Raw genomic sequence first — 16,716 nt, forward strand, 5'->3', positions numbered from 1 at the left:
AATCAGATTTTAATATTACCTTTACAGTTGGTTTGATCGTTACCTCCTGTGTCTGCATTCCGATGTAAGAAATCTGCAAAGTCTTTGCAGAACTAATCTTATTTTAAATTGCTTATAATTAGTTGTTTATAGAAAAACATCAGTACTTTGCTGTATTTATTAATCCATATATTATTTTATTATAAATCAGTGTATTATATATAAAATATATGAATATTATTGTACAATATGTATACCTTATTTTCGCCTAAATAGAGATTTAATCATCTTATAATCAATAATTAATAATGTATATATATATTATACAGAAATACCACTTTGATACTATTTAGTTATTAACACATCGTAAAGTCAATAATTATTATAGTATTTAATATAATTAGTTATAGTAATTTATGAAACCATTGCGCTGAATCAATATTTCAAAATCCTGTAAGAATATAGCGAATGTATCTGATATTTTCCCGGTCAAACTATCTGTCGATTGAAAGGTCATCTGATGATGTTGAAATAACAACCTTTTATAAACAGAATTATGTATAAATTAAATAAATGAAAAAATCAATAGTATATATAATAATCTTAGTAATCGCAAAAAATAAGTTGTGACAGCGTCAACCCAAACCCATATACATCAGTACCTCCTGTCTGCTTGAAAAGACGTAACATCTTTTTCAAAAAGACATAGCACCTTTCAAAAAAAGACGTAGTATCTCTCAAAAAAAGATGTAACAGGTTGCAACGGAAAGATGTGCAGGTTTCAAAAAAAGATGTAGCATCTTTTTTCTGATGAATGTTTTTATTCTTCAGGATATCTTTTCTGTCTATTTTTTCCCCTTTCACCGGCTTTACCTTTTTTGCTTCACTGCTTTGTTCATCGGCGATACAGGGTGAAGGGGCCCTGCTGCTTTCCAGTCTCTGTACAAATACCCCCCCCAAGTATCGGGCATACGGGGCGTAAGCACCGAGCATACGGATGGTGATTACCGGGCATACGGACGGTGGGCACGATACCCGGAAAGGATATTTCCTGATTTTACACCGGAGAACGTTTGGTACTTTTAGCTTTTTCCAGATCTCTGACAATAGTCATATCCATAACATTCGTATATACTTGTGTTGTTTTTACGCTCTTATGTCCCAATAGTTTTTGTACAGTAGTAATGTTCACTCCATTGTATATTAATAAGGTGGCATTAGTATGTCTTGCGGTATGAAAAGATATTTTTTTATGTATTCCTGCAAGCCTTGATATAATAATCAGTTCTTTATTCACATTCGAATTATCTCTGAGATTAAAAAAATCCGAAAGATTATTCTGATATTTATTCAATATTTCAAGACCTTTTCCTTTAAATAATAGATAGAGAGGGAGTCTCACTTCTATTCTGGTTTTTATTGTTTTATATATCAACCAAGTGTCTTTTTGAATTATGACGATATTTTCGGAAGACAGATTCACAAAATCTGAATAACGTAGCCCCGCATAACAGCAAAACAAAAAAGCATCTTTAGTCTTTTCCAGCCTGGTATATCTATCTCCCAAATCAAGTTTCTCTATTTTATTAAGTTCATCCGGCGAAAGGTGAGTATGGTTATTTTCTACACTTTTAATTTTATATTTCCTAAAAGCGTATTTTTGTATTTCCATATACTCCTTGTTTATTGCTGTATTTATATGACGTTTCAGGTGTTTCATGTGTTTGGCTATGGTATTCACATGATATCCTTTGGCTTGCAAGTATTGATCAAAAGAAGATATGAACTCAAAAGTCAGTTCGGTAAATGAAACATTTTTCTTATACTCCCTCAGTAATTCAAGCGTTGAAAGATGATTTTGCTTTGTACTCTCCTTCAATCTGGAATTGATGATTTCCTTACGGAAAAAAGCCAGAAAAGACTCCTCCTCCTCTTGCACGCTTACCAATGCCTCTTTTAAAGCATCCAATGTAACCGTTTTCCTTTGCTGCCATAACCCCAATTCTTTCTTTTCTATCTCAGCCATATACTCATAAATCATCCGATTTATTGCATCTGCATTCGGATGATTCCTTACTCTTCTTCTTTTTGCATCCCACTGTTCCGGTTTCAAATAGACCTTAGTCGAAAAGTACTTTTTCTTTCTATTCAAATAGGCTTCTATTTGAACTAAAGCCATGCCTTTTTTATTCAGGCTTTTTTTTCTGTTGAATACTAAATTGTAGATAATTTTTTCCATTAGGTTAATTTTGAATTAATACTATAAACAAATAAGACGTATATATGGCCTATATAAGAACTGAATAAGTTTTAATATCTGCTAAAAGCGTAAAAACATATATTATAACTAATGAATTTCTTTTAAAAAAAATGCGGAATTTTTGTTTATAAAGCTTTTCCATTAGTCAAAATGGAGAGCTTTTTGCCAAAATTTGCAGTGAAAAACAGAAAATGAACGATAAAATCGTACTTTTCGTCAATACAACATGTTATTATTTGATACTCTGTTTAGGTTTTTTAAGCTATGATTATATGCTGTTGAGCATAAACAAGCTCATTTTGATAACAATTTGTTATTAACACAAGCTTTTTTCGCAAAAATAATTGCTCGTTTCATATTTATTAATATATTTGCATTTTGTTAGAGTAAAGAAACAATTAATGTAAAGTTAAACTTTAAGAGAGAATTTATGAAAAGAAAATTAATGCTGTTATTGACCTGCCTTTTTGTAAGTATAGGTCTAGTAACTGCCCAGACTCAGAAGGTTACAGGTGTTGTGATTTCTGAAGAAGATGGGCAACCAGTTGTTGGGGCCTCTGTATTAGTAAAAGGTACCAATTTAGGTACTATAACTGATGTAGATGGTAATTTTACTTTGTCGAGCGTACCAAGTTCTGCAAAGACTTTGCAGATTTCTTACATCGGAATGCAGACACAGGAAGTGGCGATCAAACCGACTGTAAAGGTGATATTAAAGTCTGATTCACAAGTAATTGACGAAGTAATGGTAGTAGCTTACGGTACTGCCAAAAAATCTTCATTCACAGGTTCTGCCGGTACTGTGAAAAAAGACAAGATCGAAAAGATGCAAGTTTCCAACCTTTCTAAAGCATTAGAAGGCGCTGTAGCTGGCGTACAGACCACTTCATCTTCGGGTCAGCCCGGATCTTCATCTTCAATTTATGTACGTGGAGTAGGCTCCATATCAGCATCCAAGGCCCCGCTTATCGTAGTAGACGGTGTTCCTTATGAAGGCTCTCTAAACTCCATAAATAATCAGGATATCGAGTCCATGACTGTATTGAAAGATGCAGCAGCAAACTCTATGTATGGTGCTCGTGGTGCCAACGGAGTTATCATTGTCACAACAAAAAAAGGTAATTCTGGTAAAACAAAAATATCATTAGAAGCTAAATGGGGTATTAATTCAAGAGCCGTAAAACCATATAACACTATCAGGGATGAAGGTGAGTATTATGAGATGTTTTGGGAAGCTATCAAGCATGAAGCAATGTACGGAACCTTAGGATTAGAGCCACTCCAAGCTGGTATCTACGCATCAAAAACTCTTATAGATCGTTTAGGATACAATAGTTATAATGTAGCCAATGATATGTTAATAGATCCGGTGACAGGACGTTTGAATCCAAGTGCCCAACTACTATATCATGACGACTGGCAGAAAGATCCATTCAAAAATGGCTTACGCCAAGAGTACAATCTATCACTTAGCGGAGGTAATGAGAAAACAACATTCTTTGCTTCATTAAACTATTTGGATGACGAATCATATCTTCGTAATTCCGATTTCAGACGTTATTCAGGACGTATCAACTTAGACCATCAGGCTAACGACTGGTTAAAAACAGGATTTAATGTAGCTTATGGTCAAACATCAACGAATGCAACTATTGCAAGCTCATACGCTTCAAGCATGTTTTCTTTTGCACAAGGTATTGCACCTATTTATCCGATCTGGGAACGTGATGCGCAGGGAAATATCATGACCAACCCAACGACGGGAGAAAACCTGTTAGACTGGGGTGACGGAGATCGTAAAAGACCGTACAATACAGGTACAAACCCGTATAATACGATGATAAACGATATTCGTGAAACAACTGTAGACAATTTAAGCGCACGTGTATATGGCGAGGTTAAATTCCTCAAAGATTTCAAATTCACAGCCAATTTGAGTATTGATAATTTCACTACTAATAAAATTGTATTCCAAACACCGATTGCAGGTGATGCAAAAGATGTAAACGGACGTTCCACAAAAGAATCTCAAAGATATTTTGTACTCAATACCAATCAATTATTGTCTTGGATTCATAGATTTAACAGCCACAATGTAGACGTGTTGCTGGGACATGAAGTTAAAGCAGATAACGTAAATTATCTTGGAGCCAGAAAAGAACAATTTTATATGCCCGGAAATCCGGAGTTAAACAACGGTGCGGATATAAAATCAGCCTCTTCATATAAAAACGATTATCGTCTGGAAGGTTTCTTCGGTCGCGTTCAATATGACTATAATGATAAATATTATCTAAGTGGAAGTTACCGCCGTGATGGTTCTTCTAAATTTCATCCGGACAATCGTTGGGGAAACTTCTGGTCAGCCGGCGCCTCTTGGAGAATGAAAGAAGAGAGTTGGTTGGCAGATGTGGATTTCCTGACAGATCTGAAATTAAAAGCAAGTTATGGTACACAAGGAAATGATAATATCGGTAATAATACGCCTTATATGGATCAATACGAAGTTGTTGCACAAGATGGAAAACCTGGTGGTGTAAAAGTATGGAGAGGAAATAAAGAAATCACTTGGGAAAAGAGTAACAACTTTAATATCGGCGCAGAATTCGGCTTTTTAGATCGCATTACAGGAAGCGTGGAATTCTTCATCAAAAAAACGACCGATTTGCTTTACGGCAAACCGCTTGCTCCATCAGAAGGTTCTCCTAATGTATTATGGGTAAATGATATGGACATGAAAAACACCGGTGTCGAAGTAGAACTGAATGCTAATATTATCAAGTCAAATAATATAAAATGGGACGTTAGCTTAAATCTTACTCATTATAAAAATGAAATTACTAAGTTAGCAACCGGCAAGGATCCCAATGGATATGCAACAGGAAATATCTGGAGAAAAAAAGGAGGTACAATCTATGACTGGTACATGTACAAATATGCAGGTGTGGATTCTAACACAGGTGAAGCATTGTACTATCGTGATGTAACAGACAAAGATGGGAATGTAAGCACTACAACAACAGCCAACCCTAATGATGCAACACGTTACGAAACCGGCAAATCGTCCCTACCCGATGTATACGGCGGTCTATCAACTTCTTTAACAGCCTATGGATTTGACTTGAATATCAACACAGCTTTCTCTATCGGAGGTTATGTATATGATAGCGGCTACTCTTCATTGATGGGCGGTGGACAAGAAGGTTCAAACTGGTCAACTGACATCTTTGGAAGATGGACTCCGGAAAATCCACAAGCAACTGTTCCAAGAGTACAATTGAGTACTCAGAATCTTTCGGCTATGTCCGACCGATTCTTGACAAGAGGTGATTATTTCAATATCAAAAATATATCATTAGGATATAGTTTCCCAAAAATGTATACACAAAAATTGGGAATCGAATCATTAAGACTTTTTGCTGTAGCTGATAACGTTTGGCTTTTATCAAAACGTACAGGGCTTGATCCCAGACAGAATCTGGACGGTACTATTGATTACGGAGTTTATGCAGCAATCCGTACTGTATCTTTTGGCTTCAACATTAACTTTTAAATAAATGCAGGATATGAAGATTATAAAATCATTAATAATAGCCTTATTCGCTGCCACAGTTGTATCTTGTGGAGAGGACTACCTAACAACTAATCCGACGGATGTAGCAACCGGAGATGCAATGAATGAACTGGCGAAAAATAATCCGGATAAATTAGTAACCATAGTAGAACCCTTACTAAAAGGATTATATGCAGACTTTCAAACCAAATCGGGTACAGACGGACAATATCAACATTGTGATTATGGTTTTCAAAGTTTCTTTTTGATGAGCGATATCATGAGCGACGATATGGCTCTGCACGTAAACGGATGGTTTAAATTCGATCACTTGTTCGATTATCGCGACGAACCTTATGTGCGCACATTCGGATATTGGAATTTCTTTTATACGATGGTTAATAATGCCAACGCGATAATTGAAAAAATTCCGGATGAAAGCCTTGATGCGGAATTACATGCGATTAAAGGACAAGCGTTGACATTCAGAGCCTTATCATACAGTTATTTGATTCAGATGTATCAACAGACTTACAAAGGTAATGAAAATCAACCGGGTGTACCCTTGATCATCACTACATCCGAAGGGGAAAGCCGTAGAGGTCGTGTCCCTGTGGCAGACGTGTACGATCAAATAGAGAAAGACTATCTGAAAGCCATCAATTTCTTGGATGGATGGGATAGAGGTACAGATAAAGGAAGGATTGATAAAAGTGTGGCACAAGGTCTACTTTCGCGTACATATTTAGTAATGAATGAATGGCAAAAAGCAATTGATATGGCAAAAGCTGCCAGAAGTGGGTATTCTTTGATGAATACAACTGAAATTGCCACCGACGGTTTTAATGAAATTAATAACAAAGAATGGATGTGGGGAATGGATGTAACAACAGCAAATGACAATATTTTGGGATTTGCATCATTCTCTTCATGGATTTGCACTACTGGTATAGGCTACGGTGGCAAAAGTGGTTATTATATAAAGATGGATGCAAAACTGTATAGTAACTTCTCTTCGACAGATGCCCGTCTGGCTCAATTCGTTAGTCCCGAAGACGCAACGGCAGTATATCCTCCTTATACTAACTTGAAATTTAAATATGCTGCCAGTTGGATGGCCGATAATGTATTTATGCGCGTGTCCGAAATGTATCTTACAGAAGCAGAAGCTCTCGCGCACTTGAATAAAGGAACAGAAGCCGCCATTGTATTGAAAGACTTAATGGTAAACCGTGACCCGTCATGGAATAAAGCATCTGTCACAGTAGACGATGTATATACCCAAAGACGCCTGGAACTTTGGGGCGAAGGCTTTGCGCTATATGACCATTTACGCTTGAAAAAAGGAGTGGACCGTACTTATGCAGGATCTAACTATTTTGATGCAGCCAAGTTAAAAATAGAAGCCGGCGATTGGAAATTCTTATACCAGATTCCATTAAGAGAAATTCAAGAGAACGAATCTATCTCAGAAGCCGATCAAAATCCTTAAATAAGGAAAAATGAGAAAATTGTATAATGATAAAAACAAGATTATGAAAAATAAGATATATAATATATTCTTTTCCTTTGCTTGTGTCTCTATTTTGTTTGCTGCATGTAGCGAAGAAAAGAAAGAAGACTATAATCCGGTTTTCGACTCCAGTAAATTGGCAATAGTTGAAACGGGTGAAGCATTAGGTAACTATGGCACAGCACTAAAGCTGAGTATGAAAACAACGAGTAACAATGCACTGGATACCGTCATACAGCAAGGTATAGTACTGGCCACCTCACAAGATCAGTTAGATTTAATTCATGGAGTAGTTTATCCATCGAATTCACGCAAAGTAGGAGAAACAAACGTGGTAACTATAAAAGAACTGGAAGCACAAAAAGAATACTATTATTGTGCATATGCACAGAACCGTGAAGGGGTAGCTTTTGGAGAAGCTAAGAAACTGACAACAGATAAGGCTTGGGATAGAGCCCCGGTTGTATATGAAAACTTTAGTACTACCAGCTTCCTCCAAAATTTGGCATTTATAAATCTCGGTGCCGATGATGGTTTTCAAGCCGGAAACGTAAGTTCTTGGGAGTTGGGATTAGTTAATGACGCATCTTTTGCAATGCTTCTTTGGTCAATAGATGGCAATACTGGCGCTCTCTTAGCTGCTGATGACTTGATAGAATGTACTGCCGATTTTACAGACGGTGTATTTCCGGAATTTACGTTTTTACCCTATTCGTACGGAGCAATGCCGGTTCAAACGAGTGATATCTATTTTGACTCTTTTGAAATTATCGCATCCGAATCACCTATCGAAACAAAAGAGCAGGCCGATGCAGCTAAAATTTATTACAAAGCTACTCTAAATAAAGATACTGTAAACAAAATGCACACTGTGGACTTATCTGATTTCGAGAATAAAGTATGTTATATCTATATCAGGCATAAAGCTGAAAAAACGGGTTATGCTCTTATGATTTCACATGTAGAAGCCAATGCGTTATTCGCACCGATAGAATAACAATAGTAGAGCTATTCAAATTTAATAATAGGGCAGGCAAAGAGGCCTGCCTTATTTTATTTCCCTAAATCGCAAAACACACCTATTTATTATGAAGAATTTCCGTAATATATTAAATTGGGTTCTTATCTGTTTCCTCATCACACAGGTAGGAAATATCTGGGCAATACCTGCTGATCCGACGCCTTTTAAGCTACAACAACCGGACGGAAAAGAATTTCATGCAAAATTGCATGGAGATGAATTCTTACATTTTATAACAACAACAGATGGATATACAATTATAAAATCTCCAGATGGTTTTTACAAATATGCAGTACAAAATCATGATGAAAATATCCTTCCCGGAAAATATACAGCGAAAGATCCGACTGAACGTAGCAATGATGAAGTTCTCTTCTTAAATTCCGTCAAACGGTATTTACACTCCAGGCAATCAAAGCCCAAGCTCAGCCGTTCTCTGGCAAATTCTTTGATAAGAGAGAACAGTTTAAAACGAATTTCTTCAACACAATTTAAAGGAATTATTATTCTGGCTCAATTTACCGACCGCTCATTCTTGCCCAATAATTCAAGAGAATTATTCGATGCGACCATCAATCAACCCAATTATCGAGAAGATGATTTTACCGGTAGCGTAAGAGATTACTTCTATGATACTTCAAGAGGAATATTCGAACCGCAGTTTGATATTGTGGGTCCTGTAACCTTAGACTATAAACAAACAGATGCATTGGGATCAGACAATGGACAGGCTTTAGTTCGTGATGCTTGCATAAAAGCAGACCAATTTGTAGATTTCTCTAATTATGATTTAAATGATGATGGAGAAGTGGATATGATATATGTAATTTTTGCAGGAGGAGGATCTCATGCAGGAAATAATGCTGATTTCATTTGGCCTCATGCTTATGCTTTAAATTACAGTCGTGTAAAATTGGACGGAGTTTATTGTAATCGCTATGCATGCTCTACAGAACTGGCCGGAAGAGAGAATAATAAGATCAGAGACGGTATAGGCACTATCTGTCATGAGTTTAGCCACGTATTAGGGTTACCGGATTTTTACGATACCGACTATGAAGAAAATGGTTCTGCACCGCATCCGGGCGATTGGTCTTTAATGGCAAGCGGAGGATATCTGAATAATGGAAGAACCCCCTGTAGCTACTCTGCTTTCGAACGTTATGCCATTGGTTGGGCATCGCCTGAATTAATAAAAGAATCGGGAAATTATACTTTACCTCCATTGACTACCTCTAATGAAAGTTTCCGCATAAATTCAGCAGTACCCAAAGAGTTTTTTATTCTGGAAAACAGAATTCAGGAGGGATGGGACAAATACTTGCCAGGAAAAGGTATGTTGGTTTTTCGAGTAGATTCAACTAATCCGAATGTATGGATACAGAATACCATTAACAATAACCCCAATCACGTATATTATGAACTTATAAGAGCCAATAATTCATTGGCAGATGGAGGAGGGAACACTTTTCCCGGAACAACTCAGCGTGAATCATTGACAGATGACACAACCCCTTCCTTAAGAAGCTGGACCGGTACTCCTACGGAAACCTCCCTTTTGAATATTAAAGAAGAAAATAATATAATATCTTTCACTGTCAACAAAACCTCATACAATCGATTGGTAGAAACTTTTGAAAGTATCTCCAAACCTAACTGGAATCAAGAAAACGTAAGCGGAATACTGGGCAGTTGGAACTTCTCAAATGCAATAACTTACGCCACTACAGAAACCAATATGGGAAACGGATTACGGGTAGCTTCTATCAAAAGAGGAAAAATAGAAATGGAATTCAATACTCTTGAAGATATAAAATCCGTTAGCCTCATTGCCGGGAAAAAGACAGCCACTTCCCCCCCGCAAACAATTAAAATAGAGATATCCAAAGACAATGGCAGCAATTGGGTAACATATGGATCAACTATTACCCTGACAGAGAATAAAATGAATACCTATATCATAGATGAAGAAATCACGGCACCTGTCAGATTCAGAATTGTAAACATTGGTACTTCAGAAGCTTTGGTAGATGATTTTACAATAACCGAAAAACGAACATCTACAACGATCACTCGCCAACAAGAAGATTCCATAAAATTCTATACTTCAGAAAGAAACCTCTATGTACAGAGTGATAAAGACAAGCAATTGGTTGAAATCTTCAGTATTGAAGGACGACAAATTTTGAGTATACTCTGTGATAAAGGCTGGAACGAGATTCCAATAAAATCTCCCGGAATATATATAATAAAAATAGATAATCATATTTCTAAACTGATATGTAATTAGATATAAAACGCTGTCTCAAAGTAAAAAAGATAAGACAGCCCTTATATTTTGTAAGTCATAGTATAAAAATCTCCCTGTTCTTGCCTTAATTCATTACAATACAAGACTAAAACAGGGAGATTTTCTCTTCTAAAGTTTCAATTTATAAACTTTTCAACTTTCAAATCCCATTTTGAGACAGTCTCTGAAGTTTTAACATGAACACTACCATATCGGAGGAAGTTAATTCCGCAAAAATTGATCACTTTTTAAATACAGCTTGTTTGAGATAAAATAACACATAAGCTACATCCGATTACAAAGTCTGTTTTATCACATCATCCCCTCTTTTAATATTCCTACCAAAATCGGTTTCAGACCGCTGACAAAACACTCTACGGCAATTACCATCAATATCAATCCCATTAAGCGCATCATCACATTATTACCAGTCTCTCCCAAAATCTTAACCAGACGAGTAGAAGCACGAAGAATAAGAAAAGTTATAAAGTAAATTAATGCAATCATCCCAATCAAAGTACTTTTCATCTCAATTGTATGGGCATCCTGCATTAATACAATAGCATTGGCAATCGCTCCCGGACCGCATAACATAGGAATAGCCAAAGGGGTAATTGAAATATCATCGGCATAGGTTTTAATTTCTTCATCTTTCAACTTCATAGGTGTATATCGAGCCTGCAACATATCAAAGCCAATCTTAAAAATAATAACTCCACCTGCTATACGAAACCCATTAGTGGATATTCCGAAGAACTTAAATAAGAATTGCCCGGCAAAGACAAAAACCATCAAAGTAATAAAAGAAACAATAGTAGCACGCTTAACCACGGATTGCCGCTCTTTGTCTGTCATTCCATGCGTCATCGTAAGAAACACAGGCATGGTACCCAATGGATTTGTCAATGTGAAAAAGGAAGTAAAACAAAGTAAAGCAAAAGGCAATATAGTATCCATAGCAGTGATAACTTTATACGTTATTTTTCACCGCAAAAGTACGACTTATTCACAAATACTACAATATTTGCATCAACTCTTTCAAGTCTTTCAAAAGATAAGTAGGTTTAAAAGGAAATTCGGTGCGACCGGACACATTATAAAAAGCATGATGCATCCCTACTCCATTGGCCCCTACCATATCAGCCTCCCAACTATCGCCTATCATCAATGAATCACGCAGTTCAGATTGAGTAGCCGAAAGAGCAAAATAAAACAATTGCGGAGCAGGTTTCAAAAGTCCGATATCATCCGAAAGAATTACTTTTTTAAAATAGTGATCTATTCCCGCAGAATGCATCTTACGGGACTGGAGTTCATGAAAACCGTTCGACAGAATAAAGAGATTATAACGGGAAACTAAATACTCAAGTACTTCTTTCGCGTGAGGCATCAGCCGGCTCTTGGTGGGAATAACGGAAAAGAAACCCTCCGAATATGCTACCGCCAAAGCAGAATCGCCAGCACCTACTGCCTCAAGAGGATACAGAAAGCGTTGGCGATTGAGTTCCTCTTTTGTGATCCGACCATTACCGTATTCTATCCAAAGTTCCGTATTTCGCTGTTGATAAAGCGAATAGAAATGTTCGAAAGAATCAAAGAAAGCACCCAGTCCGTACTTATCATACATTTCTTCAAATGTATCACGCGCATTCGCTGAAAATGCCCATAATGTATCGTCTAAATCAAAAAAGAGATTTTTATATTTCATTATTTAACCTGGATAACCAAATATTTCGACACACTCCAAAACTCTTTTGGATTTGTAATCTTCAAAGTAAGTTGTCCTTTGTCATCTTTCACTAATTCGTAAGAACCAGCCGGATGAGTAGTCAATAACTCTGCACGTTTTGAATACAATTTAATCTCTTTAGTTGTACGAATATCGATCTGAGTGAAATAGTCCTTATTGAAATCAGCATTCTTCAAGACATCTCCACTCTGAAGAATCTTTTGCGACTTCAATTCTGACTTCGTGCCAAATACGAACCAGGCAGCATTAATAGCCTTATCCTGTTCAGCCACGGTTCTGGCTTTTGCTTCATTTTCTGCTGCAAGAGACTCTTTATCAGCAGACAATCCGCTGACGGCAGCATCCAATTCCTGAATACGAATATTCTTAGATGCAAGTTCGGCTTGCAACTCTTCAATACGTTGTTGTTTGGTAACCAGTTCCTGAGTCAGAGATTCCACCGCTTTTTTCAACTGAGCAGAATTGTTCTTACTACTCTTCAACATAGCCTGCAACTTTGCAATCTGAGCTTTGTTCTCTTCCATTTGTTTGGTAATAAACTCAATATCAGAAGCAATTTGCTGTTTGGCTGATGCCGAATTCTCGGTTATTGTGCCACGCTGTAAGTCTACACGACTCTCAGCATCATTAATTTGACGGAAACCTTCTTGAATTTCATTAAATGTTCCCATCATTTCGTCCAACTCAGCATTACGCTGTGACAATTCTATCAATAAGGAGTCATTTTCAGCCTTAAGATCTTTGCTACCACCTTTAAAGCCATCACACGAAGCCAACATGGCTGCGCATACAATTAAAACTGCTAACTTTTTCATACGTTTACGTTTTACGTTTTTAAATGAAGTTATTTAATCGTCTATTCCTGTAATTACAATCACTATTTCTCCACGGGGTTCCGTTTCGGTAAAGTGTTCTATCAATTCACTTAAACTACCACGAATGGTTTCTTCATGAAGTTTAGATATCTCTCTGGATACGCTTGCCAAACGTTCTGCCCCAAAATATTCGGCAAACTGTGTCAAGGTTTTCAGCAAACGATGGGGAGATTCGTAAAACACCATCGTACGCCGTTCTTCTATCAAAGACTTGAGTTTCGTCATGCGCCCCTTCTTTTGAGGAAGAAATCCTTCGAAACAAAATTTCTCATTAGGCAATCCCGAAGCTACCAATGCAGGAACAAAAGCCGTTGCTCCCGGTAAGCATTGCACTTCAATACCATTGCGCACACACTCGCGTACCACCAAAAAGCCAGGATCCGAAATACCCGGTGTACCGGCATCCGAGATCAAAGCAACCGTTTCACCGGCCTTTATTCTATTAACAACGCTCTCCACCGTTTTATGTTCATTAAATTTATGGTGAGATTGCATTGCATTCTTTATTTCAAAGTGTTTCAGCAAAATTCCGGAAGTACGGGTATCTTCTGCCAAAATAAGATCAACCTCTTTCAAAATTCGGATAGCCCGAAAGGTCATATCTTCCAAATTCCCTACCGGTGTGGGCACTACATATAATTTTCCCATACGACTAATGGTATCAGATTAATTAAAATACTTTTTCAGAATCTCCATAAAGTCTGCCATAGCTTCATTTTCTTCATTGACATCTACTTTGGAGCCAAGAAAAGCAACAGCAGTTTCCAAGGAGCTCATCTCCGATATCTGCTCTATCACCCGATTCATCTGTTCATTATCACCATTAAACAATTCGCGTGAGAAACGAAAAGAATCATTCAAGCTAATCGAACGCCGTAAATCCGCGGCAGGCCTAATACGTTCACCCAAAATCGGGGTAGAAGGTATTTGCACCTTTTCATCTATCTGGATATTCACCGGGGATACAGGGTCCATTTCTGGCAAAACTTCTTCTTCAATATCCATCGGCACCTGCTTCTCCAGAATCTGTTCTTCCAACCGAACCGATTCCACTTTTTCTTCAAAAGACTTCTGTTCCGCATCCAGCTCTAACAACAATTGATCCAGCCGGGCACGCATTTGCAAGATACTCCGTTTCAATACCTCACGTAAGGCAGCATTCGGCTCACGCGAAAAAGCATCCATCAAATACTTCAACTCTTGAATATCCAGTTCTATATTGGTCAATAGTGCTTGCATACTATTCTTATTTTCCTTTTTGTAGATGCCACAAATGTAGAAATAAATAATGAAAAAACATCAGAAAGCGAACAAAAGTGTTATTTTTGCAACCAAATATAACACACTAAATCATGGTATTATTTTCAGAAGATCACATACAGGAAACCAGAAGAAGAGGAAGAATTGAAGTTATTTGCGGTTCCATGTTTTCAGGAAAAACAGAAGAACTGATCCGTCGTTTGAAACGTGCCAAATTTGCCCGTCAACGTGTAGAAATATTCAAGCCGGCTATCGATGTCCGTTACTCCGAAGCAGATGTAGTATCGCATGACAGTAACACAATATCCTCCACTCCTATTGATTCATCAGCCAGTATCTTATTATTCACTTCCGAAATAGATGTAGTAGGTATTGATGAAGCACAATTTTTCGACAGTAGTTTAATCGAAGTATGTAATCAACTGGCAAATAATGGTATAAGAGTGATTATAGCCGGCTTAGATATGGATTTTAAAGGTAATCCATTTGGTCCGATGCCGGGTTTATGTGCCATAGCCGATGAAGTATCAAAAGTGCATGCGATTTGTGTGAAGTGCGGGCAACTTGCTTCTTTTTCCCATCGAACAGTAAAAAATGACAAACAAGTGCTATTGGGAGAAACTACAGAATACGAACCACTATGCCGGGAATGCTATTTACGGGCATTGGAAGAAGATAAAGAAAAAGGATAAAAACATCTATAAATATGGAAAGAAAGAAAATAACATTCGACAGTTTTATACGTGGTACTATTTGTTGTGTCCTTATAATCGGACTATTAATGCTGGTCGAAAGGCTCAGCGGAGTGTTATTACCTTTCTTTTTGGCATGGCTTATCGCCTATATGATTTATCCGTTAGTTAAATTGTTCCAATATAAACTACGTTTCAAAAGTCGGGTACTTTCCATTTTTTGCGCATTAATATCCATTACCATAATAGGAATCACTGCCTTTTATTTCTTAGTACCACCAATGTTAGAAGAGTTCGGGAAAGTAAAAGACCTCTTGGTGCTGTACTTCACTAATGGCATATCCCACAATTCCAATGTGCCCCAAAGTCTTTCAGATTTTATTCATGAAAACATAGACATGAATACACTGAACCGCATCTTAAGTGAAGAGAATATAATTAACACGATAAAAAACACAGTACCTAAACTATGGATGTTATTATCCGAATCTATAAACTTCCTATTCAGTATTTTAGCATCTTTCATCATTTTATTATATGTCTTTTTCATATTACTGGATTACGAAGCAATAGCAGAAGGATGGATTCATTTATTACCCGCCAAATATCGCACTTTCACAACCAATCTCGTTAAAGATGTGCAAAACGGCATGAATACTTATTTTCGCGGACAAGCACTTGTAGCCCTTTGTGTCGGTATATTATTCAGCATCGGCTTTCTCATTATAGACTTTCCAATGGCCATCGGCTTAGGGCTTTTCATCGGTGCTTTGAATATGGTTCCCTATCTTCAGATCATCGGTTTTCTTCCTACTATCTTGTTGGCTATCCTCAAAGCTGCCGATACGGGACAAAACTTCTGGATTATCATTGCTTCTGCTTTAGCCGTCTTTGCCATCGTCCAAATCATCCAAGATACGATAATCGTTCCTAAAATCATGGGAAAAATAACCGGTCTGAATCCTGCTATCATCCTCCTATCTCTTTCGGTCTGGGGCTCACTTATGGGAGTATTAGGTATGATTATAGCACTTCCATTAACAACACTGATGCTGTCATACTATCAACGTTTCATTATTAATAGAGAAAAGATAAGCGATTCTGAAACAAAATCCACTGATGATCAATACGATTAGAAAGAAAGCATAAAATAATACGATTTTTTTTACTCACTTTACTTGCAAATAAAAAAAAAGTCACTACCTTTGCACCCGCAATCAGGAAATAACTGATTTGCAATAAGGATTGATTCGCTAGCTCAGCAGGTAGAGCACAACACTTTTAATGTTGGGGTCCTGGGTTCGAGCCCCAGGCGGATCACATAGGAACAAAGCCAAACGGCGACAAAAAAGAGACAAGTCCTACAATATCAACGTATTGTAGGACTTTTTTTATGTTTCCGTCTTGCCTGAAAGACAAAAAAGGGGCACGAAAAGACACACTTTAGTATCCAAATCGTACCCCCTTCCCCAAAAAACGATTAGGGGGTACGATTGTCGGAAAATGGCTTACTTTTGACGTGA

The 16,716-nt window shown here is 37.3% G+C and carries 13 protein-coding genes and 1 tRNA gene; 7 read left to right on the forward strand and 7 right to left on the reverse strand.

What is annotated here, in order from left to right:
- Positions 1-582: 582 nt before the first annotated feature.
- A complete protein-coding gene (locus HMPREF1532_RS05685; RefSeq protein ID WP_005926094.1) occupies positions 583-972 on the reverse strand; it encodes a hypothetical protein in 390 nt (129 codons plus the stop codon).
- A 64-nt stretch (positions 973-1,036) separates the two neighbouring features.
- The gene (locus tag HMPREF1532_RS05690; protein WP_005926091.1) at positions 1,037-2,218 is read right to left on the reverse strand and encodes a site-specific integrase; all 1,182 of its coding nucleotides are present in this window, start codon (positions 2,216-2,218) and stop codon (positions 1,037-1,039) included.
- Positions 2,219-2,669: 451 nt separating this feature from the next.
- On the opposite strand from HMPREF1532_RS05690, the gene HMPREF1532_RS05695 reads away from it, so the two are divergent.
- The 4 genes from HMPREF1532_RS05695 (at position 2,670) to HMPREF1532_RS05710 (ending at position 10,616) form a co-directional block, all read left to right on the forward strand.
- Complete coding sequence (locus tag HMPREF1532_RS05695) at positions 2,670-5,792, forward strand: SusC/RagA family TonB-linked outer membrane protein (RefSeq protein WP_005926110.1); 3,123 nt, start codon at positions 2,670-2,672, stop codon at positions 5,790-5,792.
- A 13-nt stretch (positions 5,793-5,805) separates the two neighbouring features.
- Positions 5,806-7,284: a RagB/SusD family nutrient uptake outer membrane protein gene (locus HMPREF1532_RS05700; RefSeq protein ID WP_005926113.1), complete on the forward strand. Its 1,479-nt coding sequence runs from the start codon at positions 5,806-5,808 to the stop codon at positions 7,282-7,284.
- 43 nt (positions 7,285-7,327) lie between these two features.
- On the forward strand, positions 7,328-8,302 hold the full coding sequence (locus HMPREF1532_RS05705) for a hypothetical protein (RefSeq protein ID WP_005926116.1): 975 nt from the start codon (positions 7,328-7,330) through the stop codon (positions 8,300-8,302).
- A gap of 91 nt (positions 8,303-8,393) precedes the next feature.
- On the forward strand, positions 8,394-10,616 hold the full coding sequence (locus HMPREF1532_RS05710) for a M6 family metalloprotease domain-containing protein (protein WP_005926119.1): 2,223 nt from the start codon (positions 8,394-8,396) through the stop codon (positions 10,614-10,616).
- 312 nt (positions 10,617-10,928) lie between these two features.
- Here HMPREF1532_RS05710 and HMPREF1532_RS05715 read toward each other — a convergent pair whose 3' ends face one another.
- From HMPREF1532_RS05715 to HMPREF1532_RS05735, 5 genes are read right to left on the reverse strand one after another with little or no spacing between them, the layout of a single operon-like run.
- Complete coding sequence (locus tag HMPREF1532_RS05715; protein ID WP_005926121.1) at positions 10,929-11,573, reverse strand: MarC family protein; 645 nt, start codon at positions 11,571-11,573, stop codon at positions 10,929-10,931.
- Between the two features lie 58 nt (positions 11,574-11,631).
- Entirely contained in the window at positions 11,632-12,324 is a 693-nt protein-coding gene (locus HMPREF1532_RS05720; protein ID WP_005926124.1) for a YjjG family noncanonical pyrimidine nucleotidase, read from the reverse strand.
- Positions 12,324-13,181 (reverse strand): Cbp1 family collagen-binding glycoprotein adhesin, encoded by an 858-nt coding sequence (locus HMPREF1532_RS05725; RefSeq protein ID WP_005926127.1) that lies wholly within the window; start codon positions 13,179-13,181, stop codon positions 12,324-12,326. Before HMPREF1532_RS05725 ends, HMPREF1532_RS05720 begins: the two co-directional genes overlap by 1 nt.
- Before the next feature lie 33 nt (positions 13,182-13,214).
- Complete coding sequence (gene rsmI / locus HMPREF1532_RS05730) at positions 13,215-13,889, reverse strand: 16S rRNA (cytidine(1402)-2'-O)-methyltransferase (RefSeq protein WP_005926130.1); 675 nt, start codon at positions 13,887-13,889, stop codon at positions 13,215-13,217.
- 18 nt (positions 13,890-13,907) lie between these two features.
- The gene (locus HMPREF1532_RS05735; protein WP_005926133.1) at positions 13,908-14,480 is read right to left on the reverse strand and encodes a hypothetical protein; all 573 of its coding nucleotides are present in this window, start codon (positions 14,478-14,480) and stop codon (positions 13,908-13,910) included.
- A 113-nt stretch (positions 14,481-14,593) separates the two neighbouring features.
- Here HMPREF1532_RS05735 and HMPREF1532_RS05740 point away from each other — a divergent pair, with 113 nt between their 5' ends.
- The 3 genes from HMPREF1532_RS05740 to HMPREF1532_RS05750 all read left to right on the forward strand — a co-directional run bounded on the left by HMPREF1532_RS05740 (position 14,594) and on the right by HMPREF1532_RS05750 (position 16,513).
- Entirely contained in the window at positions 14,594-15,193 is a 600-nt protein-coding gene (locus tag HMPREF1532_RS05740; RefSeq protein WP_005926136.1) for a thymidine kinase, read from the forward strand.
- 14 nt (positions 15,194-15,207) lie between these two features.
- Complete coding sequence (locus HMPREF1532_RS05745) at positions 15,208-16,329, forward strand: AI-2E family transporter (RefSeq protein ID WP_005926139.1); 1,122 nt, start codon at positions 15,208-15,210, stop codon at positions 16,327-16,329.
- 111 nt (positions 16,330-16,440) lie between these two features.
- Positions 16,441-16,513: transfer RNA gene (locus HMPREF1532_RS05750), tRNA-Lys, on the forward strand.
- The last annotated feature ends 203 nt before the right edge of the window (positions 16,514-16,716 follow it).

It is taken from the genome of Bacteroides salyersiae WAL 10018 = DSM 18765 = JCM 12988, assembly GCF_000381365.1.
Taxonomy (GTDB): domain Bacteria; phylum Bacteroidota; class Bacteroidia; order Bacteroidales; family Bacteroidaceae; genus Bacteroides; species Bacteroides salyersiae.

Bases quoted from the DNA above. Each gene is read 5' to 3' on its own strand.
- HMPREF1532_RS05685 (WP_005926094.1), bottom strand. From the start codon at position 972: ATGCTCGGTGCTTACGCCCCGTATGCCCGATACTTGGGGGGGGTATTT.
- HMPREF1532_RS05690 (WP_005926091.1), bottom strand. From the start codon at position 2,218: ATGGAAAAAATTATCTACAATTTAGTATTCAACAGAAAAAAAAGCCTG.
- HMPREF1532_RS05695 (WP_005926110.1), top strand. From the start codon at position 2,670: ATGAAAAGAAAATTAATGCTGTTATTGACCTGCCTTTTTGTAAGTATA.
- HMPREF1532_RS05700 (WP_005926113.1), top strand. From the start codon at position 5,806: ATGAAGATTATAAAATCATTAATAATAGCCTTATTCGCTGCCACAGTT.
- HMPREF1532_RS05705 (WP_005926116.1), top strand. From the start codon at position 7,328: ATGAAAAATAAGATATATAATATATTCTTTTCCTTTGCTTGTGTCTCT.
- HMPREF1532_RS05710 (WP_005926119.1), top strand. From the start codon at position 8,394: ATGAAGAATTTCCGTAATATATTAAATTGGGTTCTTATCTGTTTCCTC.
- HMPREF1532_RS05715 (WP_005926121.1), bottom strand. From the start codon at position 11,573: ATGGATACTATATTGCCTTTTGCTTTACTTTGTTTTACTTCCTTTTTC.
- HMPREF1532_RS05720 (WP_005926124.1), bottom strand. From the start codon at position 12,324: ATGAAATATAAAAATCTCTTTTTTGATTTAGACGATACATTATGGGCA.
- HMPREF1532_RS05725 (WP_005926127.1), bottom strand. From the start codon at position 13,181: ATGAAAAAGTTAGCAGTTTTAATTGTATGCGCAGCCATGTTGGCTTCG.
- rsmI (WP_005926130.1), bottom strand. From the start codon at position 13,889: ATGGGAAAATTATATGTAGTGCCCACACCGGTAGGGAATTTGGAAGAT.
- HMPREF1532_RS05735 (WP_005926133.1), bottom strand. From the start codon at position 14,480: ATGCAAGCACTATTGACCAATATAGAACTGGATATTCAAGAGTTGAAG.
- HMPREF1532_RS05740 (WP_005926136.1), top strand. From the start codon at position 14,594: ATGGTATTATTTTCAGAAGATCACATACAGGAAACCAGAAGAAGAGGA.
- HMPREF1532_RS05745 (WP_005926139.1), top strand. From the start codon at position 15,208: ATGGAAAGAAAGAAAATAACATTCGACAGTTTTATACGTGGTACTATT.